23 protein-coding genes and 1 pseudogene are annotated in these 26,371 nt (G+C 45.0%); 19 read left to right on the forward strand and 5 right to left on the reverse strand.

Annotation, left to right across the window (positions count from 1 at the left end):
* A pseudogene (locus D7V32_RS13445) lies at window positions 1–181 on the forward strand (hypothetical protein); the annotation flags it as partial.
* Between the two features lie 149 nt (window positions 182–330).
* Here D7V32_RS13445 and D7V32_RS13450 read toward each other — a convergent pair.
* From D7V32_RS13450 to D7V32_RS13455, 4 genes are all read right to left on the reverse strand, one after another.
* A complete protein-coding gene (locus tag D7V32_RS13450; RefSeq protein ID WP_120403359.1) occupies window positions 331–1,620 on the reverse strand; it encodes a ribonucleotide-diphosphate reductase subunit beta in 1,290 nt (429 codons plus the stop codon).
* 140 nt (window positions 1,621–1,760) lie between these two features.
* Window positions 1,761–1,898, reverse strand: a complete 138-nt coding sequence (locus tag D7V32_RS17345; RefSeq protein WP_171407664.1) for a hypothetical protein — start codon at window positions 1,896–1,898, stop codon at window positions 1,761–1,763.
* 52 nt (window positions 1,899–1,950) lie between these two features.
* Window positions 1,951–2,076 carry a hypothetical protein gene (locus tag D7V32_RS17735; protein ID WP_265936386.1) on the reverse strand — a complete coding sequence of 42 codons (126 nt, stop codon included), beginning with the start codon at window positions 2,074–2,076 and terminating at the stop codon, window positions 1,951–1,953.
* 311 nt (window positions 2,077–2,387) lie between these two features.
* The gene (locus D7V32_RS13455; RefSeq protein WP_120403360.1) at window positions 2,388–5,216 is read right to left on the reverse strand and encodes a ribonucleoside-diphosphate reductase subunit alpha; all 2,829 of its coding nucleotides are present in this window, start codon (window positions 5,214–5,216) and stop codon (window positions 2,388–2,390) included.
* Between the two features lie 597 nt (window positions 5,217–5,813).
* On the opposite strand from D7V32_RS13455, the gene bfmR reads away from it, so the two are divergent.
* Both bfmR and bfmS read left to right on the forward strand, forming a co-directional pair.
* The gene (gene bfmR, locus D7V32_RS13460; protein ID WP_120403361.1) at window positions 5,814–6,530 is read left to right on the forward strand and encodes a response regulator transcription factor BfmR; all 717 of its coding nucleotides are present in this window, start codon (window positions 5,814–5,816) and stop codon (window positions 6,528–6,530) included.
* Window positions 6,531–6,573: 43 nt separating this feature from the next.
* Window positions 6,574–8,232 (forward strand): sensor histidine kinase BfmS, encoded by a 1,659-nt coding sequence (gene bfmS / locus D7V32_RS13465; protein ID WP_120403362.1) that lies wholly within the window; start codon window positions 6,574–6,576, stop codon window positions 8,230–8,232.
* Between the two features lie 90 nt (window positions 8,233–8,322).
* On the opposite strand, the gene D7V32_RS13470 is transcribed toward bfmS, so the two are convergent.
* Complete coding sequence (locus D7V32_RS13470; RefSeq protein WP_120403363.1) at window positions 8,323–8,679, reverse strand: hypothetical protein; 357 nt, start codon at window positions 8,677–8,679, stop codon at window positions 8,323–8,325.
* Window positions 8,680–9,264: 585 nt separating this feature from the next.
* On the opposite strand from D7V32_RS13470, the gene ndhC reads away from it, so the two are divergent.
* From ndhC to D7V32_RS13550, 16 genes are all read left to right on the forward strand, one after another.
* On the forward strand, window positions 9,265–9,810 hold the full coding sequence (ndhC, locus tag D7V32_RS13475) for an NADH-quinone oxidoreductase subunit A (RefSeq protein ID WP_120403364.1): 546 nt from the start codon (window positions 9,265–9,267) through the stop codon (window positions 9,808–9,810).
* A 6-nt stretch (window positions 9,811–9,816) separates the two neighbouring features.
* On the forward strand, window positions 9,817–10,494 hold the full coding sequence (locus tag D7V32_RS13480) for a NuoB/complex I 20 kDa subunit family protein (protein ID WP_120403365.1): 678 nt from the start codon (window positions 9,817–9,819) through the stop codon (window positions 10,492–10,494).
* 88 nt (window positions 10,495–10,582) lie between these two features.
* Window positions 10,583–12,370: an NADH-quinone oxidoreductase subunit C/D gene (gene nuoC / locus D7V32_RS13485; RefSeq protein ID WP_120403366.1), complete on the forward strand. Its 1,788-nt coding sequence runs from the start codon at window positions 10,583–10,585 to the stop codon at window positions 12,368–12,370.
* A 13-nt stretch (window positions 12,371–12,383) separates the two neighbouring features.
* Entirely contained in the window at window positions 12,384–12,893 is a 510-nt protein-coding gene (gene nuoE, locus D7V32_RS13490; RefSeq protein WP_120403367.1) for an NADH-quinone oxidoreductase subunit NuoE, read from the forward strand.
* Entirely contained in the window at window positions 12,890–14,221 is a 1,332-nt protein-coding gene (nuoF, locus tag D7V32_RS13495; protein ID WP_120403368.1) for an NADH-quinone oxidoreductase subunit NuoF, read from the forward strand. Before nuoE ends, nuoF begins: the two co-directional genes overlap by 4 nt.
* Window positions 14,222–14,232: 11 nt before the next feature.
* On the forward strand, window positions 14,233–16,911 hold the full coding sequence (gene nuoG, locus D7V32_RS13500) for an NADH-quinone oxidoreductase subunit NuoG (RefSeq protein ID WP_120403369.1): 2,679 nt from the start codon (window positions 14,233–14,235) through the stop codon (window positions 16,909–16,911).
* A gap of 3 nt (window positions 16,912–16,914) precedes the next feature.
* Window positions 16,915–17,922: an NADH-quinone oxidoreductase subunit NuoH gene (gene nuoH / locus D7V32_RS13505; RefSeq protein WP_120403370.1), complete on the forward strand. Its 1,008-nt coding sequence runs from the start codon at window positions 16,915–16,917 to the stop codon at window positions 17,920–17,922.
* Window positions 17,923–17,938: 16 nt separating this feature from the next.
* Entirely contained in the window at window positions 17,939–18,481 is a 543-nt protein-coding gene (nuoI, locus tag D7V32_RS13510) for an NADH-quinone oxidoreductase subunit NuoI (RefSeq protein WP_120403371.1), read from the forward strand.
* The gene (gene nuoJ, locus D7V32_RS13515) at window positions 18,481–18,999 is read left to right on the forward strand and encodes an NADH-quinone oxidoreductase subunit J (RefSeq protein WP_171407672.1); all 519 of its coding nucleotides are present in this window, start codon (window positions 18,481–18,483) and stop codon (window positions 18,997–18,999) included. Before nuoI ends, nuoJ begins: the two co-directional genes overlap by 1 nt.
* Complete coding sequence (gene nuoK, locus D7V32_RS13520) at window positions 18,999–19,307, forward strand: NADH-quinone oxidoreductase subunit NuoK (protein ID WP_005007970.1); 309 nt, start codon at window positions 18,999–19,001, stop codon at window positions 19,305–19,307. The genes nuoJ and nuoK overlap by 1 nt, the downstream gene beginning before the upstream one ends.
* On the forward strand, window positions 19,304–21,199 hold the full coding sequence (nuoL, locus tag D7V32_RS13525) for an NADH-quinone oxidoreductase subunit L (RefSeq protein ID WP_120403373.1): 1,896 nt from the start codon (window positions 19,304–19,306) through the stop codon (window positions 21,197–21,199). The genes nuoK and nuoL overlap by 4 nt, the downstream gene beginning before the upstream one ends.
* A gap of 1 nt (window position 21,200) precedes the next feature.
* Window positions 21,201–22,811, forward strand: a complete 1,611-nt coding sequence (gene nuoM / locus D7V32_RS13530) for an NADH-quinone oxidoreductase subunit M (protein ID WP_120403374.1) — start codon at window positions 21,201–21,203, stop codon at window positions 22,809–22,811.
* 3 nt (window positions 22,812–22,814) lie between these two features.
* Entirely contained in the window at window positions 22,815–24,359 is a 1,545-nt protein-coding gene (gene nuoN, locus D7V32_RS13535; RefSeq protein WP_120403375.1) for an NADH-quinone oxidoreductase subunit NuoN, read from the forward strand.
* Between the two features lie 125 nt (window positions 24,360–24,484).
* Window positions 24,485–25,120, forward strand: coding sequence for a uracil phosphoribosyltransferase (gene upp, locus D7V32_RS13540; RefSeq protein WP_120403376.1), 636 nt, complete (start codon window positions 24,485–24,487; stop codon window positions 25,118–25,120).
* Between the two features lie 79 nt (window positions 25,121–25,199).
* The gene (locus D7V32_RS13545) at window positions 25,200–25,493 is read left to right on the forward strand and encodes a cold-shock protein (protein ID WP_120403377.1); all 294 of its coding nucleotides are present in this window, start codon (window positions 25,200–25,202) and stop codon (window positions 25,491–25,493) included.
* A 115-nt stretch (window positions 25,494–25,608) separates the two neighbouring features.
* Complete coding sequence (locus tag D7V32_RS13550; RefSeq protein WP_120403378.1) at window positions 25,609–26,349, forward strand: cold shock domain-containing protein; 741 nt, start codon at window positions 25,609–25,611, stop codon at window positions 26,347–26,349.
* Window positions 26,350–26,371: the final 22 nt, after the last annotated feature.

The following is a 26,371-nucleotide window of genomic DNA, read 5'->3' on the forward strand; positions in this document are numbered from 1 at the left end:
GGGATTACCATATAAAGATTTGTTAAATGAAAAAGATTTAGAAAAGGCCTTAAAAAAGGATGCTGTTTTTAGTCAACAATCTGAATGGATAAAAGAAAAGAGACGTATGTATACTTTTTTTTGGTGTTTTATTAATTTAATATTTTTTATCACAGCTTGGGCATTTTGGTATAATTTTTAATTGTGTAAAAGCTAATTAGCAATCAAATACGAATAAAAAATCCGATTTCTAAAAATCGGATTTTTTATGAATGACAAATAATGTGTCGTTTAATGACAAACTATGCGTCGCAAATGACAAACAATGTGTCGCGTGACGCTAAAAAGCCATTACCAGCTTAACGCGCCGCCAGTTTGATAGTCTGTTACGCGTGTTTCGAAGAAGTTCTTCTCTTTACGCAAGTCCATCATTTCAGACATCCATGCAAATGGGTTTGTTACACCAGCAAACTGCTCAGGTAAGCCCAATTGGCTTAAACGGCGGTTACAGATGAACTTCAAGTATTCTTCCATCATCGCTGCGTTCATGCCCAATACACCGCGCGGCATAGTGTCACGTGCGTATTCAATTTCAAGCATAGTGCCTTCAAGAATCATCTGAACGATTTCTTCTTGGAATTCAGCAGACCAAAGGTGAGGGTTCTCAATCTTGATTTGGTTAATCATGTCGATACCAAAGTTCAAGTGCATAGACTCATCACGCAAGATGTACTGGAACTGCTCAGCAACACCATTCATTTTGTTGCGGCGGCCCATAGACAAGATTTGAGTGAAACCGCAGTAGAAGAAAATACCTTCAAGTACGCAGTAGAACGCGATCAAGTTACGAAGCAAAATTTGGTCAGTTTCAGGTGTGCCTGTTTTAAAAGTAGGGTCACTTAAAGACTGAGTATATTTCAAGCCCCAAGCTGCTTTACGCGCAACTGATGGAACTTCGCGGTACATGTTAAAGACTTCGCCTTCGTCCATACCCAAAGATTCGATACAGTATTGGTAAGCATGCGTGTGAATCGCTTCTTCAAACGACTGACGCAAAATGTACTGACGGCATTCAGGGTTAGTAATGTGGCGGTAAATTGCCAATACTAAGTTGTTTGCAACCAATGAGTCTGCAGTAGAGAAGAAACCTAAAGAGCGCATAACGATAGTACGTTCGTCTTCAGTTAAGCCATTTTCAGACTTCCAAAGCGCGATGTCGTGCGTCATGTTAATTTCTTGCGGCATCCAGTGGTTTGCACAGCCGTCTAGGTATTTTTGCCAAGCCCATTCATATTTAAATGGAACAAGCTGGTTCAAGTCTGCGCGGCAGTTAATCATTGCCTTGTCGTCTACTTGAACACGCTGTGCGCCCATTTCTAGCTCTTCAAGACCTGGGGCCACATCTAAATTGCTTAGGGCAGCAGATGCTCTTTCCAAGGAATCGGCTGAATGTGCTGCTGCTCCTCGGTTTGAATTGGTTCGAGCGGGTTGTGCAGCTGCCACATTCGTCTGTGGTTGCTCTGCATTAGATACCACTTGCGGATCAGCCGCTTTTTGCGGTTCGACGGGCGCAGGCTGCTGTGTTTGTGCAGCTGGTTTTTGCGAATCATCTTCGAAATCGTCCCAACTTAGGATAGACATATCAATTCTCTCTTCGTTGCTTATATCTTTTATATAGACATCATCACAAGCGAAGATGTCCTACTATACGCTTAATTTGTGTAAGCAAAATTAAGTTTTGCCGATCATTGTTCTAAATTTATGCGTTAGAACACATCTCCTCACGACTTATTTTGCTTACGCACTTTTGCTTTGTATGCTTTCAGCCAAAAATAGGCGATAGGAACATAAAAAGTCAAAATAAAGGAAACCACCAAGGCAATCAGCCCTAACTGATAGTTATGCGTCATATGTGGCATGGTGAGTTCCTTTATTATTTAATTTGCATATTAAAATACACAAATTACGAAATTATTTTTTAGATGATTTCGTTGGTTTAACCGTTTCGGTTACTGTTGTTTTAGGATGCTTTTTTGCATAATCCTCAGTAACAAAGCGACCAGTTCCAGCATCGCGAGAGACTTTGTTTTTAGCCATGGGATATTATTCCTTACTAAATTCAAGATGACTCTTACTGGCTCGATGGATAATTCAATGATAGAATCACTACCGCATTTACTGATGCCAGCCTCTTTGTGACCATCTTGGTATCACATCGAGATTGAAAAGCCTTCTACGAGTTTTGATCGGCCTGTAGAGGGCTTTTTTATTGCCTAAATTTTTAATCCACCTCTTGCGCAGCAGTGCTGCTCACCTTTTGCAAAGAGGGACTTGCATCCCGCCATTTGCTTCGAGGAATCTCCCTCCTTTGAAAAAGGAGGGTTGGGAAGGATTTAAAACTTGTCAGATCACTGACAAGCCTCACAATCAGGGTTGTCAATTGAACATGCCATTGGCACTGGCGCTGCTTGAGCGAAATCGTCTTCAGCAGCAGGTGCTTCAGCTTTAACTTCAGGAGCAACAGCTGCTGCAGGCGCTGCAACTGCAGTCGCTTTTACAGCATTCAATGCGCCAGTGTTAATGGTCGATTTCTCTGTAGACGTTGCACTTAATGCACGAAGGTAATAAGTCGTCTTCAGACCGCGCAGCCAAGCCATCTTATACGTGATGTCCAGTTTTTTACCGTTTGCACCAGAGATGTAAAGGTTAAGAGACTGAGCTTGGTCAATCCATTTTTGACGGCGAGACGCAGCGTCAACAATCCAGCGCGGCTCAACTTCAAACGCAGTCGCGAAGATTGCTTTCAGCTCTTCAGGAATACGTGAAATCTTTTGTACAGAACCTTCGAAGTGTTTCAGGTCATTGACCATCACAGCATCCCAAAGACCGCGCTCTTTCAACGCACGCACTAGGTATGGGTTGATTACTGTGAATTCGCCTGAAAGGTTAGATTTCACATATAAGTTTTGGAATGTCGGTTCAATCGACTGAGAAACGCCGCAAATGTTCGAAATGGTTGCAGTCGGAGCAATCGCCATTACGTTTGAGTTGCGCATGCCGTCTTTTTGAACTTTGGCGCGTAAAGTGTCCCAATCCAAACGTTGAGTACGGTCAACTTCAAACATACGCTCTGGACGAGTTTTTGCTACAAGGTCAAGCGAGTCAATCGGCAGAATACCTTGATCCCATAATGAACCTTTGAATGTTTCGTATGTACCGCGCTCAACAGCCAAATCGCTAGACGTGCTGATCGCGTAGTAGCTGATCACTTCCATCGATTCGTCAGCGAAGTTTACTGCTTCATCTGAACCGTAAGCCATGCCCATTTCATATAGCGCATCTTGGAAGCCCATGATACCCATACCGACTGGACGGTGTTTCAAGTTTGAGTTTTTCGCTTGCGGTACAGCGTAATAGTTAATGTCAATGACGTTGTCTAGCATGCGAACTGCAGTTTTAACTGTACGCGCTAATTTTTCACGGTCTAAAACACCGCCTTGAACGTGCTGTACAAGGTTGATTGAACCCAAGTTACATACAGCGATTTCGTCTTTGCTTGTGTTCAAAGTAATTTCTGTACACAAGTTAGAAGAGTGAACTACGCCAACGTGCTGCTGCGGTGAACGTAAGTTGCAAACGTCTTTGAACGTGATCCAAGGGTGGCCAGTTTCAAACAGCATAGACAGCATTTTGCGCCACAAATCTTTTGCACGGATTTTCTTGTGCAGCATATTTGTTTCTTTTGCAATTGCTTCGTAGTGCGCATAGCGTTCAGCGAACTCAGCACCTGTTAAGTCATGCAGGTCAGGTGTTTCAGAAGGCGTGAACAGTGTCCATTCAGCATCTTCAAATACACGCTGCATAAACAAGTCAGGAACCCAGTTTGCAGTGTTCATGTCGTGCGTACGGCGGCGGTCATCACCCGTGTTTTTACGAAGCTCTAGGAATTCTTCAATATCCAAGTGCCAAGTTTCTAGGTATGCACACACAGCGCCTTTACGTTTGCCGCCTTGGTTTACCGCAACAGCTGTATCGTTCGCTACTTTAAGGAACGGCACTACACCTTGTGATTTACCGTTTGTGCCTTTGATGTATGAGTTCAGCGCACGTACTGGCGTCCAGTCGTTGCCTAAGCCGCCTGCCCATTTAGACAGCATAGCGTTGTCACGCATAGCGCCATAAATGTCAAACAGGTCATCATCAATGGTTGTTAGGTAGCAGCTAGAAAGCTGTGGACGAAGCGTACCTGAGTTGAACAGCGTAGGCGTAGAAGCCATGTAGTCGAAGCTAGACAATAGGTCATAGAACTCGATCGCGCGTTCTTCACGGTTTTCTTCGTTCATCGCGAGGCCCATAGACACACGCATGAAGAATAATTGCGGCAATTCAAAACGGATGCCGTCTTTATGAATAAAGTAACGGTCAAATAGTGTTTGAAGGCCTAAATAAGTAAATTGGTTTGAACGTTCAGGCTTGATTGCTGCTGCTAATTTTGCAAGATCAAAATTTAACAGTTCAGGTGAAAGCAGCTCGTGCTCTGCGCCTGTTTTCAGGAATGCTTCAAGCGCATCGCCTTCATTTGTATCTGCAGCTAAGCCTAAGAATTCAAGACCTGTCGCAACAAGTTCATCACGCAGCAAACGTGCAGTCACGTATGTATAGTTCGGCTCTTGCTCAATACGTGTACGTGTCGCCATGATCATCGTTGTCGAGATGTCAGACTCTTTTACGCCGTTATACAGGTTTTTAACTGTTTCATCGATAATCGCTTTAACGTCAATGCCTTCTAAGCCTTCCGCTGCTTTTGAAATCGATGCTTCAAGCGCTGCCATGTCTAGCGGCTGAAGCTGGCCATTTGCGCCAGTAATCTGCAGCGTAGGGTGATGGTGAGCATTTGTCGCTTTACGCGCTTCTGAACGCTGCTCGCGGTAAATGACATATGCGCGGGCTACTTTCTGTTCGCCTGTGCGCATAAGTGCAAGTTCCACTTGGTCTTGGATTTCTTCAATATGAATTGTCCCGCCAGATGGCAAACGGCGGTTGAACGTATTTAATACCATCTCGGTAAGTTGAGAAATACGGTCGTGAATGCGGCTAGAGTCAGCGCTTTGCTGACCTTCGACAGCCAAGAACGCTTTCCCGATTGCTACAGAAATTTTTTCTGCATCAAAAACGGCAACATCACCGGTGCGCTTGATCACCTGAATTTGGCCTGGGGTTGAAGTGTTTACGCTCATGTCAGCATAGCTCCATTATCATCTATTGTTATGTTCATGGCCGTTTGAACTGGGCAGGAGGTGTGCCGCAGTGTTTGAGGGATAAACACAAGACTTAGTGGTTTAAAAGTGAATTGGACACAAGATACGGGAAATTTTTGGCTAGATCAATATTGACATTTATTTAAATATTTTGATCTGTTTTGGCTTTAAGTGATCTCAAAAAAATCCGTTTTTTTATGATTCTTGCATATGCCTTATTAGACAAGGCGATAGCATAACAAAGCTGGGATTAAGTGCTTATAGATAACCTTGTGGATAACTGGAAAAGCGATGAAAGTTATTTGAACAGTCATTCATCGTTTATTTCAAGTGTTTACATCTTTAGCTGCATGAGCATGCTTAAAAGCTGTCCGAACAGTACAGCGGCAGTGGAAAGTATTCAAAAACATGGGGAATTTAGGCTGCTGTAAAAAAGTTAACAAAATACTACTTTGATGTATCAGTTTCGTGAACGGCCTCTTGTTTACAATGTAAACGTGTGTATATTGCAAAATATATTGAAGCGTATCTGTTGGATTTTTAAGGGATACGCCGTGACTAATAAGGGGCACTCACATGAGCCAAGAAGAAAAGTTACCAAAAATTTTAATTGTTGAAGACGATGAGCGTCTTGCGCGTTTGACTCAAGAGTATTTGATTCGCAATGGCCTTGAAGTTGGGGTAGAACCTGACGGTAACCGTGCGATCCGCCGCATTATTGCAGAACAGCCTGATATGGTGGTTTTGGATGTCATGCTTCCGGGTGCAGACGGCCTAACAATTTGCCGTGAAGTGCGTCCGCATTATCATCAGCCTATTTTAATGCTGACTGCGCGTACAGAAGATATGGACCAAGTATTGGGTCTGGAAATGGGTGCAGATGACTATGTGGCTAAGCCTGTGCAGCCGCGTGTATTGCTTGCGCGTATTCGTGCATTGCTTCGCCGTACAGACAAAGCGCCAGAAGAAGAAGTGGCGCAGCGTATCGAGTTTGATGACCTTGTGATTGATAATGGCGGCCGTTCAGTCACGCTGAATAATGAATTGGTTGACTTTACCAGCGCTGAATATGACCTGTTGTGGCTCTTGGCTTCAAATGCTGGCCGTATCCTTTCGCGTGAAGACATTTTCGAACGTCTGCGCGGAATTGAATATGATGGTCAAGACCGTTCAATTGATGTGCGTATTTCACGTATCCGTCCAAAAATTGGCGATGATCCTGAAAATCCAAAACGTATTAAAACTGTCCGCAGTAAGGGCTACTTGTTTGTGAAAGAAACCAACGGCATTTAACACATGCCGTTTTGCCCCTAGCTGACCGTCAGGACCTGCTGCAGTGTTAAAGCATAGTATTTTTTTACGTATATATGCTGGACTCGTCATCCTTGTTGCATTGGTGGCGCTGTTCGCATATCTGCTGGTGCAGATTATTAACTATCAGCGCGCGCAGGAATACCGTGAGTCTTTAACTGACGGTATGGCTTATATCATCAGCGAAGGGGTGGCGCGTCAAAGTACAGCGCAGCAGAAGATGGATTGGATTTCTGATGCATCTGATTTGCTGGAACTGCCCATTTATTATGTAAAAGCAGATAAGGTGGATTTAACCCGCGCTGAAACCAAGCGTTTGGAAGAGCGTAAGGCGGTTGTGCGCTGGGATGCCAAAACGACTGTTGCCTATATTATCCTTAGCTTGCGTGATGACCCGAGTCATTTGCTATACATCAAAGCGGAAAATATAACGGAGCGCCAAATGAAGGCGCTGCCTGTTTTCGTGCTGGATTATCTGGTGTATTACCCTGGGCAGGAAAAAAAATATTTAGAAAAAATTCAGCATTATTTCTCATATCCAATTGAAATTAAAAATGTGCAGGAGCTGCCTCTGGATACAGAGCAGATCGGGCGCTTGCGTTTGGATTACAGCATTATACTGTACCGGGATAGTGCTTCTGTGCACGGCACGACCATTTCTATTGTTTCGCCGATTCCAAGTTCGACTTCAGAGGTGCTGGTGGTAGGGCCAGTGCCGCTGTTTAATTGGATGCCATTCCAGCTGGCAGCCGGTATTACTTTGCTCAGCCTATTTGTTTTAAGTTTAGGGGTCTATGGTTTGCTGGTGCCGATGCAGCGTAAATTGCGCGCAGTGAATTTTGCCTTAAATAAAATGAAATCTGGCGACATGTCGGTGCGTTTGCCAGTGGATACTACAGATGAGCTGGGTTCTTTGGCTTCCAGCTATAACAATATGTCTGATCATATTGAGCGCTTGATTGGCGCGCAGCGTGAGTTGATGCGGGCAGTATCGCATGAGCTGCGTACGCCGGTAGCGCGTATCCGTTTTGCGATGGAAATGCTGGCAGATGAGGATGATTATGAATACCGTCTGCAGCAGGTGGAAATGATTGATAAAGATATTGAGGCTTTAAATACCTTAATTGATGAAATCATGACTTATGCCAAATTGGAGCAAGGAACACCATCGCTTGATTTTGAGCAGATTGTGCTGTTTGAAGTGCTGGATCAGGTGTTGATTGAAACCGAAGCGCTGAAAACAGGTAAAGAGCTTGAGCTGAATGCGCTGCCTATTCATGTGGTTGTTGATGCAGAGCGCCGCTATTTGCATCGGGTAGTGCAGAATTTGGTGGGCAATGCTGTGCGTTATTGTGACCGTAAAGTGCTGATCAGCGGCGGCTTAAATGAAAATGGCAATGCTTATGTATGCGTAGAAGATGATGGTCCGGGTATTCCAGAGGAGGAGCGTACTCGTATTTTTGAAGCTTTTGCGCGTTTGGATGACAGCCGTACACGGGCGTCAGGCGGTTATGGCTTGGGGCTGTCTATTGTCAGCCGTATTGCCTATTGGTTTGGCGGTCAGGTGACTATTGATGAAAGTCCAAGTCTTGGCGGCGCAAGATTTACTATGACATGGCCTGCACGGCGTTTTAATAAAATGAAAAAAATAATAAGTGACCGTCAGCAGGAGGGTGCTGAATAGCCTGCAAATGATCAGTTTTGCGGGCTGACTGATTTCATATGCAAAAAAGCCATTCATTTGAATGGCTTTTTATTGTGCTGCAATTAGAGGTTATTGTTGAATAGTGGCATCTGGCGCGATGACTTGCTTGCCATTTTTTAGACTTTCAAGAGCAGTGCTGTTGAAATCAATCAGCAGAGAGTTGTTGCCCACATCAATAGAATATTTGCTGATCAGGCGTTCATCGCCATTTAGTGTTTCAATCATATATTCATCTGCAATATTCATGATGCCATCTAGATTGGTTGTAGCAGATGCTTTGTCTTGGCGGAACAGGTCATAAATATCACGCAGATCAAAAGTTGCATTTTCAGCCTCTGGATGCTTGCTGATGTAGTTTTCAACGTGACGGATTAACAATTGCGCAAACATGAAATAGTTTGGCTTATGGCTGAATTCTAAAGTCATTGCTGTTACTCCTGTTCTTATCTGGCTGGATTTTGTTTGATTCTTAGCTTTTCCATACAAATAGCATAATATGAAAATGATGTGCAATCAGATTGCAAAAAATCCACAAGAATGATTGTGCTGCAGCTGGCTGGTGTTTTTTAGCCATGTATCAGGACCCATGTGATGTCCTTAAATGAGATATGATGCTGTTAATATTTTAAGCAATCAGTTCTTGTTAGGTATTTATTTTCGAAATGGCTGTTGGGGTGTTTTTGAAAGAAAATGCTGAATAATCGGGGTTGCTGAGCTGTTTTTTGGCTTTGCTTTATTTGCAAAATTTATTTAAAAAATCTTAATGTGAGAAAAATTAATAAGAAATGGTGAATTGATTTGATAAAACGATGAGTAAGGGGCATAAGGCTGTAAAAATAATTTAAAAAGAAAAATGCCTAAAAAATCATCCGAAAGACTAAGGCTTATAAGCTAGCAAGTGAAATCCAAAATCAGGTACAATTGGCGGGATTAATTTTGTGTTTGGTGTATTTGAAGGCCAATACATACATTCTTTGTTAATAAATTAGGCCTGCCAGGAGTTATCCCCGCATGAGTGCCATTACTCCATACGAATGGGCAATTATTGCCTTCGTGATCGGCGTTACATTTTTATGCGTCTTTATGCTTACTGTCCCATTACTCCTCGGGGGTAAATCGTGGGGCCGCGCTAAGCAGGAGCAGTTTGAGTCAGGCGTAGTAGGTGCAGGCGGTGCACGTATTCGTTTGTCTGCAAAGTTCTATTTGGTTGCAATTTTCTTCGTGGTTTTTGACTTAGAAGCGCTTTACCTGTACGCATGGGCAGTTTCTGTCCGTGAAGTCGGGTGGGTTGGTTTTGCAGCTGCAGCAATATTTATTTTAGTTTTACTCGTTGGCTTAATTTATGAATTATCAACAGGCGCACTGAATTGGGCTCCATCTGATAAGCGTAAATCTGCAGGGATTAAAGCTAAGATGGGTTCGCCAAATATGGACATTGCAGAAATTACTCGCTTTAACTCAATTGAAGAATTGGTCATTGATCCTACAGGTCAAATTCCAGCTCAATCCTCTGGCCGTGTGAAGAAATCTGCGGCTGCATCATCTGACAAGGAGTAATACGGGATGAAATACACTTTAACCCGTGCGAATCCGGATGCTGATCAATATCCGCTTCAAGACCGTCAAATCGTTACGGATCCGCTTGAAGAAGAAGTGAATAAAAATGTATTCATGACTCGTTTAGAGGACTTGATGCATACAGCAGTAAACTGGGGGCGTAAGAACTCAGTTTGGCCGTTTAACTTTGGTACATCTTGCTGCTACGTAGAGTATGCGACGACTTTAACAGGCGTGCATGACTTGTCACGTTTCGGTGCCGAAGTAATCCGCGCTTCACCGCGTCAGGCCGATGTGATGATTGTTGCAGGGACTTGTTTCGTGAAAATGGCGCCTGTAATTCAGCGTTTATACGAACAAATGCTTGAGCCGAAATGGGTTATTTCCATGGGTGCTTGTGCAAACTCCGGCGGCATGTACGACATCTATTCGGTTGTGCAAGGTGTGGATAAAATCATTCCTGTCGATGTTTACATCCCAGGCTGCCCGCCGCGTCCTGAAGCATTAATCCAAGCATTAATGTTATTGCAAGACCAAATTCAACTAGAGCGCCGTCCGCTGTCTGCGGTGATTGGTGATGATCTTAAGCCAATTTACAAGCCAAAGATGCAGCCAGAACGTGACCGTAAGAAAGATCAGCGTATTGCGGTGAAAAACCTGCGCTCTATGGATGAAATTAAATAATTTAAACGGCAGAATTTTTGATGCACCCGGCTTGGGTGTAATTGTCGTTTAGATTGAATGAATTTGTATTAAATAGGAAGCCAAGCCAATGGCTGAAACTGACATTGCTATGCCAGAGTCAACTCCAGTTGATTCACGCCCTGCATTTGCAATTGTAGAAGAGCTCAAAACCAAGTTTGGTGAGAACTTCTATGTGCAAACGACTTTTGAAGATTTTCCAACAGTCTGGGTTGAGCGCGCACGTGTACAAGACGTTTTAATGTTCTTGCGTACAGTGTCACGTCCTTACGTGATGCTGTTTGACTTGTCTGCAGTAGATGAGCGCTTGCGTACCCACCGTGACGGTTTGCCTGCGTCAGACTTCACAGTGTTCTATCACTTGCTGTCGCTAGAGCGCAACAGTGATATTCGTATTAAAGTTGCTTTGTCTGAGAGTGATATCAACATTCCGACTGCAACCAACATTTGGCCAAATGCCAACTGGTACGAGCGTGAAGCGTATGACATGTTCGGTATCAATTTCGAAGGGCATCCAATGCTCCGCCGTATTTTGCTGCCGACTTACTGGGAAGGTCACCCGCTGCGTAAAGAGTATTCTGCGCGCGCAACTGAATATACACCGTATATGCAGAACCAAGCGAAGCAGGACTTCGAACAAGAGCACCTGCGTTTTGTACCTGAAGATTGGGGTCTAAAACGCGGTAATGCAGACGAAGACTTCATGTTCCTGAACTTGGGTCCTAACCATCCATCTGCGCACGGTGCGTTCCGTGTTATCTTGCAGCTGGACGGTGAAGAAGTAAAAGACTGTGTGCCTGACATCGGCTATCACCACCGCGGTGTAGAGAAAATGTCTGAGCGTCAAACTTGGCACTCATTCATTCCATATACAGACCGTGTCGACTACTTGGGCGGCTGTGCGCAAAACATGCCTTACGTTCTTGGCGTAGAGCAAATGGCAGGCATCACTGTTCCTGACCGTGCGCAATGTATCCGTGTCATGATGTCGGAATTGTTCCGTATCAATAACCACTTGCTGTTCATTGGTACTGCAATTCAGGATGCCGGCGGTATGACGCCAGTATTCTATATGTTCGCTGACCGTCAAAAGATTTATGATGCGATCGAAGCGATTACCGGTTACCGTATGCACCCAGCATGGTTCCGTATCGGCGGTACTGCGCATGACTTGCCAAATGGCTGGGACAAGCTGATCCGTGAAATCCTGGATTGGATGCCGGGCCGTCTGAAAGAGTACTACACCGCTGCGCTGAAAAACTCAGTGTTCATTGGCCGTACACGCAACGTTGCTCAATACGATGCGAAATCTGCATTGGCTTGGGGCGTAACAGGTACGGGTCTGCGTGCGACTGGTATCGACTTCGACGTACGTAAATACCGTCCATACAGCGGCTATGAAAACTATGACTTCGACGTGCCGTTAGAGTACGAAGGTGACGCGTATGCGCGTGTGCTTGTTCACTTCCGTGAAATCGAAGAATCATTGAAAATCATCAAGCAATGTTTAGACAACATGCCTTCTGGCGCGTACAAAGCAGACCATCCTCTGGCTGTTCCGCCGCCGAAAGACAAGACTTTACAAGATATTGAAACTCTGATTACGCACTTCTTGAGCGTATCTTGGGGTCCTGTAATGCCTGCAGGCGAAGCATCTGTAATGGCTGAAGTTGTGAAGGGCGCGTCGAACTACTACATCACGTCTGACAAGTCGACGATGAGTTACCGTACACGTATCCGTACACCGACTTTCACGCATTTACAGCAAATGCCTTCTGTGATTAACGGCAGTCTTGTATCTGACTTGATCATTTATTTAGCGACAATTGACGTCGTAATGGCTGACGTGGATCGCTAAGGGGTAACGCATTATGATGATTTTGACTGATAAAAAGCCACGTGTGACTGTTGAAGGGATTTTGACTGCGGATGAAATCCACGAAATTCAGCACCACATTGAGCATTATCCATATCCGCGTGCAGCGTGTCTTGATGCGCTTAAGTATGTACAGCGCCGTAACGGCTGGGTAGATGATGCGCAAATGAATGCCATTGCACAAATGCTCAGCATGAGTGTTGCAGATCTTGAAGGCGTTGCAACCTTCTATAACCGTATTTACCGTCAGCCAGTTGGCCGTCACGTAATTTTATTATGTGACTCAATTGCGTGTTTCTTGATGGGTGCGGAAACTTTGGCAGAAGCATTCCAGCGTGAATTAGGCATCCAGTTTGGTCAAACGACTGCTGACGGCCGTTTTACTTTATTGCCAATTTGCTGTTTAGGCAACTGCGACAAAGGCCCTACGCTCATGATTGATGAAGACACACATGGTCTTGTTGACGTGACTTCAGTGAAACAGTTATTGGAGAAGTATGTATGAATACCGAACCAAAACCGATTTATGGCGACGGTAACCCAGAAACTCATCCATTAACTTGGCGTTTGAGTAAGCAAGAAGCGGTACGCAGTGCAGATGACTACGAAGCGCTTGAAGGTTATGCAGGCTTCAAAAAAGCTTTAGGCATGCCGCCTAAAGAAGTGCTTGAAGTGATTAAAGCTGCGACTGTAAAAGGCCGCGGCGGTGCAGGCTTCCCAGCGGGTATCAAATGGTCGCTGATGGCGCCAAATGATAACTCTGGCCCGCGTTACTTAATCTGTAACGCCGATGAAATGGAACCAGGTACTTTCAAAGACCGTTTGCTGATGGAAAAACTTCCTCATCAATTGATTGAAGGTATGTTGATTGCAGGCTACACGCTTGAAGCAACACATGGCTATATCTTCATCCGCGGCGAGTACATCGAAGCTGCTGGCTACTTAAATGAAGCATTAGAGCAGATCCGCGCTAAAGGTTACTTAGGTGAAAACATCTTAGGTACTGGCTGGAACTTCGAAATGCACGTGCATACAGGCGCTGGCCGTTATATCTGCGGTGAAGAAACTGCATTGATTAACTCGCTGGAAGGCCGCCGTGCAAACCCGCGTACGAAACCGCCATTCCCGCAGGTTGCAGGTGCATGGGGTCGTCCTACGATTGTGAACAACGTAGAGACCTATAACAACTTACCAGCAATCATGCTTCGCGGTCCTGAGTGGTATGTTGGCTTATCAGCTAGCAAATCAAAAGATCCAGGTACAAAAATTTACGGCGCATCAGGCAAAGTAAAATACCCGGGACTTTGGGAGCTTCCATTCGGTACGACTGCGCGTGAAGTGATCGAAGATCATGCTGGCGGCATGCGTGACGGTTTAAAACTGAAAGCATGGCTGCCGGGCGGCGCATCGACTGACTTCTTGGCTGCTGAGCACATTGATCTTCCTATGGATGCAGAGAGCATCATGAAAGCAGGCTCACGTCTAGGTACGTGTTTGCTTATGGTGGTTGATGAAACTCAATGTATGGTTTCTGCTACGCGTAACTTAGAAGAATTCTTTGCACGCGAATCATGCGGTTTCTGTACGCCTTGCCGTGATGGCTTGCCTTGGGCAGTTAAAGCGCTGAAATCGCTGGAAGATGGCACAGGTAAGAAAGAAGATATCGATCACTTGCAGGAACTGACCCGCAAGCTTTGGATTGGTAAGACTTTCTGTGCGCATGCTCCAGGTGCGATGGAACCGTTAATGGGCGCACTCAAATATTTCCGTGGCGAGTTTGAGGCAAAAGTAGTTGATGCTGCTGCCAAAACTAGCAACGTAGAACAAGCTTAAGGAATTCGACTATGGCTACAATTCATGTCGATGGAAAATCGTATGAAGTCAACGGCTCAGAGAACTTGCTGCAAGCATGTTTAAGCCTTGGCATTGACATCCCATACTTTTGTTGGCATCCGTCCTTAGGTTCTGTCGGCTCTTGCCGTCAATGTGCTGTCACTCAATATGCGAACCCGGAAGATACCCGCGGCCGTTTAGTGATGTCATGTATGACGCCTGCGTCTGACAATACCTACATTTCAGTTGAAGACAAAGAAGCAAAAGATTTCCGTGCTTCTATTGTTGAATTCTTGATGACAAACCACCCGCACGACTGCCCAGTCTGCGAAGAAGGCGGCCACTGTCACCTGCAAGATATGACTGTAATGACGCAGCACGACCGCCGCCGTTACCGTTTCACAAAACGTACGCACTACAACCAAGAGCTAGGCTCATTCATTTCACACGAAATGAACCGTTGTATCGCATGCTACCGCTGTGTTCGTTACTACAAAGACTATGCTGGCGGTACAGACTTTGGCGTGTATGCAAACGCATCACGTGTTTACTTCGGCCGTCCAGAATCAGGTACTTTAGAATCTGAATTCTCTGGAAACTTGACTGAAGTATGTCCAACAGGCGTATTTACCGACAAAACTCACTCATCTCGCTACAACCGTAAATGGGACATGCAGTATGCGCCAAGCGTATGCCAAGGCTGTTCTTCTGGCTGTAACATCTCTCCGGGTGAGCGTTATGGCGAGCTTCGCCGTGTAGAAAACCGTTTCAACGGTGAAGTTAACCAATACTTCCTATGCGACAAAGGCCGTTTCGGCACAGGTTATGTGAATCGTGAAGACCGTCCGCGTCAGCCTCAGTTCCGCACTGGCACAAATGTTGAAACTGTATCTGTAGATACAGCGCTAGACACAGTAATTGCGAAATTTGAAGGCAAGAAAGTTCTGGGTATCGGTTCTCCGCGTGCATCGCTTGAATCAAACTTCGCGCTTCGTGAGCTTGTTGGTCAAGACAACTACTCAACTGGTATGTCTCAAAAAGAGCAAAACCTGGTTGAACTAGCTGCATCTATCATGCAAACAGAGGGTGTTTACAACCCGAATATGCGTGAAATTGAAAGCTATGACGCTGTGTTGATTCTTGGTGAAGACTTAACGCAAACTGCGCCTCGTATGGCTTTATCTGTTCGCCAAGCTGCGAAAAATAAAGGCAAAGAGATGGCAGCAGAGCGCCGTACGCAAGACTGGCTGGCTGAACCTGTACAGCGTATTGCTCAAGATGCGAAATCTCCGATTTACATCCTTGCTGCAACACAAACACGTTTGTCTGACGTTGCGGAAGGCGAAGTTGTTGCTTCTCCAAACGACATCGCGCGTTTAGGTTTTGCGGTTGCTGCTGCTGTTAAAGGTGAAACAGTGATTGGTCTTGCAGACGATGCGAAAGCATTTGCGCAAACCATTGCTGACACTTTAAAAGTGGCTAAAAAGCCATTGATCATCTCTGGTACGAGCTTACAAGACGCATCAATCATGGAAGCTGCTGCACAAGTTGCACAGAACCTTGGCAATGCTGGCTTGACATTGACTGTTCCTGAAGTGAACTCAATGGGCTTAGCGATCTTTGGCGGTCAAAGCCTTGAGCAAGCGTTTTCTAAAGACTACGACACGATTGTTGTTGTAGAAAACGATCTTTACCGCCGTCTGCCTGCAGCTCAAGTTGATGCAGCGCTTAACGGTAAAGACGTGATTGTGCTTGATCACTCTGAAACTGAAACTGTGAAGAAAGCGGACATAGTACTTTCTGCAGCTTCATTTGCGGAAGGCGACGGTACTGTTGTATCTCAAGAAGGCCGTGCACAGCGTTTCTACCAAGTGTATGACCCAAGCTACTACAAACCTGAACTTGCGATCAAAGAATCTTGGCGCTGGCTGCATGCCATTCAAACTGGCGTGAAAGGTCAAGCGATCTCTTGGACAGTATTGGATGACGTGATTGAATCGGTTGCGAAGAATGTTCCTGCTTTAGAAGGCATTCAAGATGTAGCGCCTGATGCTGGCTTCCGTGTACATGGCCTTAAAGTGGCACGTGAACCACGCCGTTACTCAGGTCGTACATCGCTTCGTGCGCCATTGTCTATTCATGAGCCTAAACAGCCGACAGATAAAGATTCTGCATTAACATTCTCTATGGAAGGTTATGTAGGTAATCAGACTCCGTCAGCGCTTGTACCATTCGCATGGTCTGCAGGCTGGAACTCACCGCAAGCTTGGAACAAATTCCAAGAAAATGTGGGCGGTTCATTGAAAGGCGGTGATTCAGGCGTTCGTTTATTCGACCGTTTGCCTAAGCGTCCAGTACGTTCATTTGTAGCGCCAGCTCCAGTGGTTGCAAACCCTGAAAGCTTCCGTTTAGTGCCTATGCACCACATCTTCGCTTCTGGCGAATTTACTGTGAAAACTCCTGCAATGGAATCGCGTATTCCTGAAGCAGTATTTGCAGTAGGCGAGCAAGATGCATCGCGCTTGAATGTTCAAGACGGTCAAAAAATTACTGTGAAAGCGGGCGAGACTTCAATCGTTCTTCCAGTTCAAGTGATTGACTATTTACCTACAGGTTATATTGGCTACCCAGTAGGTCTTGCACCTACGGTTTCTCTTGCAGAGCCTGTTTCAGTTGCGGTAGGAGTGTAATTCATGGAACAAGAATTAATCCGTCAAACGCCGCTTTGGGCTGAGAACTGGCCAGTAGCCTACTCTGTAGTTCAAGCGATTATCATCTTGCTTGTTGTGGTTTTAGTTGCTGCCTTGATGTCGTTCATTGAACGACGTCTTTTGGCGCTTTGGCAAGACCGTTACGGTCCGAACCGTGTAGGTCCGGGCGGTATGTTCCAGATTGTTGCCGACATGCTGAAAATCATGTTCAAGGAAGACTGGACGCCAAAATTTGCTGACAAGCTGACTTTCCGTCTAGCGCCTGCAGTTGCAATGGCAACTGCAGTACTGTCGTTCATGGTTATTCCAGTTTCGCCTCATCTAGGTGTAGCGGACATGAGCATTGGCCTATTGTTCTTCATGGCAATGGCTGGTATTGCAGTGTATGCGGTTCTATTCGGCGGCTGGTCTTCTAACAACAAATATGCGTTGTTAGGCGGCTTGCGTTCAGCAGCTCAAACCATTTCTTATGAAGTGTTCTTGGGTATCTCGCTGATGGGTGTGGTTGCAATTGCAGGCTCATTCAACATGCGTGAAATTGTTGAAGCGCAAAAAGATGTTTGGTTTGTTATTCCTCAATTCTTAGGTTTCTTGATTTTCGTGGTTGCAGGCGTTGCGGTAACTCACCGTCACCCATTTGACCAGCCAGAAGCCGAGCAAGAATTGGCAGAAGGCTACCATGTTGAATATGGCGGTATGAAATGGGGTATGTTCTTCGTTGCGGAATACGTAAACGTCGTACTGATCTCTGCTTTAATCGTCACTTTATTCTTCGGTGGCTGGTTAGCGCCATTCAACCTTGATATTCCGTTTATTCCAGATGCGTTCTGGTTCATTATTAAAACAGCATTCTTTGTAATGATGTTCGTATTGGCACGCGGCTCTTTAATGCGTCCGCGTTATGACCAAGTAATGAACTTCGGCTGGAAAATTTGCTTGCCATTAGCGTTAGTTAACTTGCTGGTTACTGCCGCAGTTGTGTTGTGGTAAGGGCAGGGAGAACAAAATGTTTAAATTTCTAGCCGGGTTTGGATCGATTGTACGTTCGTTGTGGATGGTGTTCAGCCATGTCACACGTAAACGTGACACGATTCTTTATCCTGAAGTGCCAGCTGAAGAAATCGTACCGCCTCGTTTCCGCGGCCGTATTGTTTTGACGCGTGACCCAGACGGCGAAGAGCGCTGTGTTGCATGTAACCTATGTGCGGTTGCATGTCCAGTCGGCTGTATCTCTTTACAGAAAGCTGAAAAAGAAGATGGCCGCTGGTATCCGGAATTTTTCCGTATCAACTTCTCGCGCTGCATTTTCTGCGGTATGTGTGAAGAAGCATGTCCAACGACTGCAATTCAAATGACGCCTGACTTCGAGCTCAGTGAATATGTTCGTCAAGACTTAGTCTACGAAAAAGAACACTTGCTGATTTCTGGTCCTGGTAAATACCCAGACTACAACTTCTACCGTGTAACAGGTATGGCAGTTGCAGGTAAAGACAAAGGTCAAGCGCAACGTGAAAGCGCGCCTGTTGATGTACGGAGTCTATTACCATGATGTGGCCGTTTTATTTAATGGCTCTTGTGGCCATTGTTTCGACAATTCGTGTTGTAACCAACACGAACCCTGTACATGCTCTTTTAAGCTTAATTGTATCTTTGCTCGCTGTAGCAGGTATGTTCATGATTGTTGGCGCGCCGTTTGCCGGTGCGCTTGAGATCATCGTTTATGCCGGTGCAATTATGGTGCTTTTCGTATTCGTCGTGATGATGCTGAACCTAGGTGAGCAAACGATGGAACAGGAAAGCAAATGGCTGACTTCATCTGCGTGGGCTTACCCTGCGCTGATGAGCTTCCTGATGGGCTTAGTGCTTGTTTGGATGCTGGGTTCTGACTACACAAAACCGTCTATGGTGATGGGTACAGAAATCGTTGGTCCTAAAGCTGTAGGCACAGCACTCTTTACTCACTACTTACTATTGGTAGAAGTTGCTGCAATGTTATTGCTTGCTGCGCTAGTCGCTGCATTCCACATTGGCAAACGTGAACCAAGTGCAGAAGAGGAAAAAGAATAATGGGCAACATCCCTTTAGAACATGGCTTGATTGTTGCCACCATTCTTTTTGCACTGGGTTTTTACGGTGTAATGGTGCGACGCAACCTGCTATTTATTTTGATGAGCCTTGAAATCATGATGAACGCCGCTGCTTTAGCGTTTGTTTTGGCGGGCAGCGCATGGGCGCAGCCAGATGGCCAAATTATGTTTATCTTGATCTTAACGCTTGCTGCGGCAGAGGCTTGTATCGGTCTTGCGATCGTCCTTCAGTTCTATCATCGCTTCCATCATTTGGATGTGGATGCTGCTAGTGAGATGCGCGGATGAGCTATTTATATTTAACAGTATTATTCCCGCTAATCGGTTTTATCCTTTTGGCGGCAGGCCGCAACAAGCTGCCTGAATCTGTGGCTGCAATTATTGGTGCGGGTTCTGTAGGCTTATCTGCATTATTTGCATTAATTGCCGGCCTTGATTTTGTGAACAACGGTTCAGTTGCGACTACGCAGCACCTATGGACGTGGTTCAATGTTGGTGATTTAGCTCCTGGCATTTCGCTTCACCTTGACGGCCTTTCATTATTGATGATGGGCATGGTCACAGGTGTGGGCTTCTTGATTCACATCTTCGCGACATGGTACATGCGCGGTGAAGAAGACTTTGCGCGTTTCTTCTCTTATTTCAACCTATTCGTTGCAAGCATGCTATTGCTTGTATTGGGTGACAACTTAGCGTTGTTATTCTTAGGCTGGGAAGGCGTAGGTCTATGCTCTTACTTGCTGATTGGTTATTACTACCAAAACCCTGCAAACGGTTTTGCAGCAATTAAAGCATTCACTGTAACGCGTGTGGGTGACGTATTCTTACTGATCGCGTTGTTCTTAATTTACCAGCAGTTCGGTACCTTAAACATTGCAGAAGTTGTAGCTGCTGCGCCAACAGTTTTGGCTCAGAGTTCTTCAATTGCAATCTGGACTGCTTTAATGCTGTTCTTGGGTGCTGCAGGTAAATCTGCTCAAATCCCATTGCAAACATGGTTGGCGGATGCGATGGCTGGTCCTACACCAGTATCTGCATTAATCCACGCTGCAACAATGGTAACAGCGGGTGTTTACCTGTGCTGCCGTATGTTCACAGTATTTGAACAAGCGCCAGAAGTAATGGTATTCATCTCGATTACTGGTGCGGTAACGCTGCTTGTTGCCGGTTTTGCTGCATTGGTTCAAACAGACATCAAACGTATTCTTGCTTACTCTACAATGAGTCAGCTGGGCTATATGTTCATGGCTGTAGGTGCTGAAGCTTACCAAGCTGGCTTGTTCCACATGCTGACTCACGCATTCTTCAAGGCATTATTATTCTTGTCTTCTGGTGCGGTGATTCTTGCATTCCACCACGAACAGAACATTTTCAAAATGGGCGGTTTGTTCTACAAGAACAAATTCCTGTTTGCATGTTTCGCAATCGGCGGCGGCGCATTGGCTGCAATTCCATTCTTAACCATTGGCTTCTTCTCTAAAGATGCGATCTTGGCAGCAGTTTGGACGCAAAGTCATGTTGCAGGCATTTCTGTATTCAATACCTTGTATTGGGCTGGTGTTGCAGGCGCATTCTTAACTTCGATCTATACTTTCCGTCTAATCTGGATTGTATTCTTCGGTGAAGCGAAAACTGAATACCATGAAATTAAAGGTGTGACTTATTGGGGTCCTTTAGCAATCTTGGCTGTACTTTCTACAGGTCTTGCGATTGTTCTTAAAGCGCCGGTAATGAGCATTCTTGATGCTGCTAAAATTCCCGCATTCATTATTCCTGAAGCTTTGGAAGCAGGCGCGCATGGCGCTGAGTATATTGCAATTGCAGTGGCGCTTTCTGGCCTAGTGGTTGGTGTGATTCTATTTGCTTTTGCTTATGGCACGGTGAAGGGCTTTGCTCAAACTTCGCTAGGTGCTGGCCTTGCAAACATTTGCCGCAATGCGCTTGGTTTTGACGCGCTGTATGACATCGTATTTGTTAAGCCTTACCTGCTTATTGCAAAAATCTTAGGCCGTGATCCGATTGACGGTTTATGGCTGGTACTGCCTGCAATTGTTAAAGCCGGCAACAGCTTCACAAGTTCACGTCAAACAGGTTCATTGCGTGATTACGCATCAAGCATGGCATTTGGCACATTTGTCTTGCTATTGATCTTGGTCGTGATTCAGGTCGTGGGGAAATAAAATGGAAGCTAATAATTTAATTTTACCCGCTCTGATCCTTATTCCGTTCATTGCTGGTTTCGCATGCTGGCTGGTCGATAAACTCGACCAGCACTTGCCGCGCTATATCGCTTTGATTGGCATGTTAGTGACGCTGGTGTTGACCATCGTTCTATGGCAGTCTGGCACGTACAACTATGAAATTGGCAGCAGCACTCCAACGTGGGCTGCTCAGTTTAACTTGCCTTGGATTCAAACACTTGGCATTAACATTCACTTGGCTGTGGATGGTCTTTCTCTGTTAATGGTTGGCTTAACTGCACTTCTAGGTGTGTTGGCTGTCGGCTGTTCATGGGGCGAGATTCAAAAGAATGTCGGTTTCTTCCACCTTAACCTTTTATGGTCTTTGGGCGGTGTGATCGGTGTATTCTTAGCGATTGACATGTTCCTGTTCTTCTTCTTCTGGGAGATGATGCTGGTTCCGATCTACTTCTTGATCGCGCTTTGGGGTCATAAAGGGGCAGACGGCAAGTCACGCGTTTATGCTGCGACTAAATTCTTCATCTACACGCAGGTTGCAGGTTTAATCATGCTGATCGGTATCCTTGGCTTAGTTGCTGTAGGTTACTCTCTAAATGGTCAAATCAGCTTTAACTACAACTACTTGATGGCAGTTGCACATACTGTAGAAGCTCAAGCGCCAGCGCTTGCTTATGCATTCATGGTGTGTATGTTCATCGGTTTTGCGGTGAAACTTCCAGTTTTCCCATTGCACGGCTGGCTTCCAGACGCGCATGCTCAAGCGCCTACAGCGGGTTCTGTTGACCTTGCAGGTATCTTGATTAAAACTGCGGCGTACGGTTTATTGCGTTTCGTTATTCCGTTCTTCCCGGCAGCATCTGCTCAATTTGCAGATATTGCAATTATCTTGGGCCTAATCGGCATCTTCTACGGTGCATGGTTAGCATTCCAGCAAACAGATATGAAGCGTTTGCTTGCGTATACATCTATCTCACACATGGGCTTTGTATTGCTTGCGATTTACGCGGGCAACATCTTAACCTTCCAAGGCTTGATGATTATGATGCTGGCGCATGGCCTGTCATCTGCTGCATTGTTCATTATGTGCGGTCAGGTTTACGAGCGTCTGCATACACGTGATATGCGCCTAATGGGCGGTATCCGCGGTCAGCTCCCGTACCTTGCATTCTTCTTGATGTTCTTTGTTGCTGCTTTGGTCGGTATTCCGGGCCTAGGCAACTTCATTGGTGAATTCTTAATTCTAATGGGTTCATTCAACAAATTCCCTGTATTCACAATTATTGCTGCAATCAGTCTCGTATTCGCAGGCTTATATGGCTTAATTCTGATTCACAAGGCGTTGTTCGGTACACCAAACGAAGAACAAAAACAGCATTACACAAATCCGTTAAAAGATTTGAATGCGCGTGAAGTTGTTATTCTTTTAATCTGTGCAATTGGCCTGTTGTGGTTAGGTCTATATCCGCAAAGCTTCCTAGACGTGTCTAACTCAAGCATGGCTTGGATTGTGAATAGCTACATCCCTGTACAAGAAACAGTTGAAGCAGTGCAGCAAGCTGCGATTTCAGCTGAACATGTGGAGATCCAATAAGTCATGAACTTCACAATGTCATTTTCAGAACTTATGCCTTTGGCGCCAGTGATTATCGTCGCTTTAACAGCGGTGGTTGTTATGCTGCTGACGGCCATTAAGCGTAATCATAATTTAGTTGCGACTGCATCTGTTCTCGGTTTGAACCTTGCAGGCTTCTATATTATTTTTGTACTCGTTGCAGGTGCTTTCGCGCCTGCTAACGTGATGAATCTATTCGTCGTAGATCCGTTTACGATGCTGTATCAGTTTGTGATTTTGGTTGCGGCGCTTGCGTGCTGCACATTGTCACATGCATATATTGAAAGCTATAAAGACAACCGCGAAGAGCTCTACATCTTGATGCTGTGTTCTGTGACGGGCGCGATGATGATAGTTGCAAGTTCGCACTATGCATCTTTCTTCATCAGCTTAGAGTTAATGTCGATTCCTGTATACGGCCTATTGGCATATACGCATCAGCGTTCTCAGTCACTTGAAGCGGGCGTAAAATACCTTGTTCTTTCAGCAACTGCTTCTGCAATGCTGTTGATGGGTATGGCTTATGTTTATGCATACACAGGCACACTGAATTTCGTTGCTGAACCATCTAAAATGTTCACCACATTCAGCCAGCCAGCAGTTGTACTGGGCTTAGCGCTCATTGTATTTGCGGTTGCATTTAAATTGTCTCTTGCGCCATTCCACAAATGGACACCAGACGTGTATGCAGGCGCTCCAGCGCCAGTTGCAACTTTCCTTGCAACTGTTGCAAAAGTTGCAATGATCGGCTTGTTCGTACGTTACTTGCTGTCTTCTGGCCTGATTTTGGCAGACAGCTTCATTACGCTATTGACCGTTATTGCTGTACTTTCAATTCTTGCAGGTAACTTGCTGGCAGTTCGCCAAGTGAACTTGAAACGTATCCTTGCATACTCTTCAATTGCTCATTTCGGTTATTTGCTTGTTGCCGTTATCAGTGCGCGAAATACTGACTTCTTGCAAATCCAAGGCTTTGCAACATTTGAGTCTGTAAACGTTTATGTGATTACCTATGTATTAACAACGATCGGCGCGTTCGGTGTTGTGACACTAATGTCTAGTCCATACAACAATACAGACGAAGCAGGCAGCTTGGCTGAGTACCGCGGTTTGTTCTGGCGCCGTCCAGTATTGACTGCAACGTTGACTGTTATGATGCTTTCTCTTGCAGGTATTCCGTTAACTGCTGGCTTCATCGGTAAGTTCATGGTGATTAAAGCGGCAGTATCTGGTCAAGAATGGTTCCTTGCTGCAATGGTAATCGTTGGTTCAGGTATCGGCTTGTACTACTACTTGCGTGTGATGGTTGTTTTATACATGACGCCGCCAGAAAACCCGCGTATCGACGCTGTTGACCATTGGGGTCAAAAAGTGGGCGGTATCATGGTGCTGGGCGCTGCGGCGCTGGTACTGCTGTTCGGTGTCTATCCAGATCCAATCATTGCGATTTCGAAAGTAGCATTCTTTGCGATTTCACCTGAACTGCAGCAATTTATTTTGTCTTTAGTTCAAAATGGTTTTAACTGATTAATCTTGCATTAATTTAGTTATTACAAAAAAGCCTTCAGTAATGAGGGCTTTTTTATTTTTATCATCTGATAAATAGTTTTATAATAGTACGAATTTGATTTTAACCTTTTAGGTGTTCTCCCGTGGCTATCCATGAAATCCGTCATCCGCTCATCCGTCATAAATTAGGTTTGCTGCGCCGTTCTGACATCAGCACGAAAAACTTCCGTGAGCTGGCTCAAGAAGTCACTATGCTTTTGACGTATGAAGCGACTAAAGATTTACCAGTGTGTGATCATGAAATTGATGGCTGGGCAGGTAAAGTCACTGTAGACCGCATTGCGGGTAAAAAAATTACAGTTGTGCCAATTCTGCGTGCAGGCATTGGCATGCTGGACGGCTTCTTAAACTTGATTCCTAGCGCAAAAGTTTCGGTATTGGGCCTAGAGCGTGATGAAGAAACTTTGGAAGCGCGTACCTATTACAAAAAATTAGTTCCAGATGTGCAAAACCGTATTGCCATGATTATTGACCCAATGCTGGCAACAGGCTCATCATTAGTGGCGGCTATTGATGTATTGAAAGCAAGCGGCTGTAAAGATATCCGTGTAATGGTGCTGGTTGCAGCGCCTGAAGGCATTAAGCGTGTTGAAAATGCACATCCGGATGTCACAATTTTCACGGCCTCTGTAGACCAAAGCATCAATGAACAGGGATATATCGTTCCCGGTTTAGGTGATGCCGGCGATAAAATTTTTGGTTCAGTACAAAAAGATTAATTGCTGTATTGAACATAAAGAGGCTTTTACAGCCTCTTTTTTATATACTGATTGAAAATATTTATAGGTAGATTGACCGATGAAGTCTGAAAAATATCAAGGCAAAGTTAAACAATATAATTCTGACAAAGGCTTCGGCTTTATTTCATGTGAAGAAGGCGATGTATTTTTTCATATTTCCGACTTTCCCGCAGATGGTATTGAACCAAAGCGCCACGACCGCGTGAAATTTAATGTCATTGCAAATGGCGATAAATACAAAGCTGTGAAAATTGAGCGTGTAGAAGACAATTCGAAACAAGCGCGTAAATCAAAAGTTGTCGCGAACAATACTTCTATTACATCATCGCTTTTGAACAGTTTCCGAAAATAAAGCGTTGCTTCGATTCATCGCTGGGATCTGGATATACTTGAAAGTTAAAACAAAAAGAGGCATTCGTGCTTCTTTTTTATTACAATATAGAAAATGAATAACAATAGAGTGCGGCATGTATCTTCAGGGGAATATCAAAAGCTATAACGCTGAGCGCGGCTATGGCTTTATTGAAGTCAGCGGCAATAAAGTGCCCGATGTGTTTTTTCATATCGCCGATTTTCCAAAAGGCAAAATACCGCCGCAGATCGGCGAGATGCTGAAATTCATAATGGTTGAAAGTGACGGGAAATTCCGTGCCGGCAGCATCATCCGCTTGGATATTGCTGTGCCGCCATCTGCGCCTGAACCTGTGATGCAATCGGTGAAACAAAAAAGTAAAGCTGCGCCAACTTATAAACGGCACAATAAAAAGCTGCCGATCTTTCCGATCTTGGGGTTAGTGATTATCGCTGTACTGGCATTTTTTACCTATGGCAAATATCAAGAATATACCCAAGCCAGAGAACAAAAAGCGCAGCAGGTGCTGGAAGAGCAGCAGCAGATTATTGCGCAGCAGCGTAAAGCGCTTGGTCATTTGCCGGATCAAGCTTTAAGTGAGCAGGGAGCACGTAATTTAGATCATCAGGTGTATCAAACGGCCCAGCCGCGCGCAGAACATATTGAAGCCAGTATTGAAAAGCAAAAAGCGGAAACATTTATACAGCCGAGTGCAGAGTTTAAATGTGATGGACGGATGCATTGTTCACAAATGCGTTCTTATGAAGAAGCAGTCTATTTCCTGCAAAATTGCCCAAATGTACAGATGGATGGCAATGAAGACGGTGTGCCGTGTGAACGCCAGTTTAACCGTTAAAAGAAAAGCGCCTTAAGGCACT

It is taken from the genome of Acinetobacter tianfuensis (assembly GCF_003611465.1).
GTDB lineage: Bacteria > Pseudomonadota > Gammaproteobacteria > Pseudomonadales > Moraxellaceae > Acinetobacter > Acinetobacter tianfuensis.

Coding starts and splice junctions, on each gene's coding strand:
- D7V32_RS13450 (WP_120403359.1), bottom strand. CDS start 1,620: ATGTCTATCCTAAGTTGGGACGATTTCGAAGATGATTCGCAAAAACCA.
- D7V32_RS17345 (WP_171407664.1), bottom strand. CDS start 1,898: ATGCCACATATGACGCATAACTATCAGTTAGGGCTGATTGCCTTGGTG.
- D7V32_RS17735 (WP_265936386.1), bottom strand. CDS start 2,076: ATGGCTAAAAACAAAGTCTCTCGCGATGCTGGAACTGGTCGCTTTGTT.
- D7V32_RS13455 (WP_120403360.1), bottom strand. CDS start 5,216: ATGAGCGTAAACACTTCAACCCCAGGCCAAATTCAGGTGATCAAGCGC.
- bfmR (WP_120403361.1), top strand. CDS start 5,814: ATGAGCCAAGAAGAAAAGTTACCAAAAATTTTAATTGTTGAAGACGAT.
- D7V32_RS13470 (WP_120403363.1), bottom strand. CDS start 8,679: ATGACTTTAGAATTCAGCCATAAGCCAAACTATTTCATGTTTGCGCAA.
- ndhC (WP_120403364.1), top strand. CDS start 9,265: ATGAGTGCCATTACTCCATACGAATGGGCAATTATTGCCTTCGTGATC.
- D7V32_RS13480 (WP_120403365.1), top strand. CDS start 9,817: ATGAAATACACTTTAACCCGTGCGAATCCGGATGCTGATCAATATCCG.
- nuoC (WP_120403366.1), top strand. CDS start 10,583: ATGGCTGAAACTGACATTGCTATGCCAGAGTCAACTCCAGTTGATTCA.
- nuoE (WP_120403367.1), top strand. CDS start 12,384: ATGATGATTTTGACTGATAAAAAGCCACGTGTGACTGTTGAAGGGATT.
- nuoF (WP_120403368.1), top strand. CDS start 12,890: ATGAATACCGAACCAAAACCGATTTATGGCGACGGTAACCCAGAAACT.
- nuoG (WP_120403369.1), top strand. CDS start 14,233: ATGGCTACAATTCATGTCGATGGAAAATCGTATGAAGTCAACGGCTCA.
- nuoH (WP_120403370.1), top strand. CDS start 16,915: ATGGAACAAGAATTAATCCGTCAAACGCCGCTTTGGGCTGAGAACTGG.
- nuoI (WP_120403371.1), top strand. CDS start 17,939: ATGTTTAAATTTCTAGCCGGGTTTGGATCGATTGTACGTTCGTTGTGG.
- nuoJ (WP_171407672.1), top strand. CDS start 18,481: ATGTGGCCGTTTTATTTAATGGCTCTTGTGGCCATTGTTTCGACAATT.
- nuoK (WP_005007970.1), top strand. CDS start 18,999: ATGGGCAACATCCCTTTAGAACATGGCTTGATTGTTGCCACCATTCTT.
- nuoL (WP_120403373.1), top strand. CDS start 19,304: ATGAGCTATTTATATTTAACAGTATTATTCCCGCTAATCGGTTTTATC.
- nuoM (WP_120403374.1), top strand. CDS start 21,201: ATGGAAGCTAATAATTTAATTTTACCCGCTCTGATCCTTATTCCGTTC.
- nuoN (WP_120403375.1), top strand. CDS start 22,815: ATGAACTTCACAATGTCATTTTCAGAACTTATGCCTTTGGCGCCAGTG.
- D7V32_RS13545 (WP_120403377.1), top strand. CDS start 25,200: ATGAAGTCTGAAAAATATCAAGGCAAAGTTAAACAATATAATTCTGAC.
- D7V32_RS13550 (WP_120403378.1), top strand. CDS start 25,609: ATGTATCTTCAGGGGAATATCAAAAGCTATAACGCTGAGCGCGGCTAT.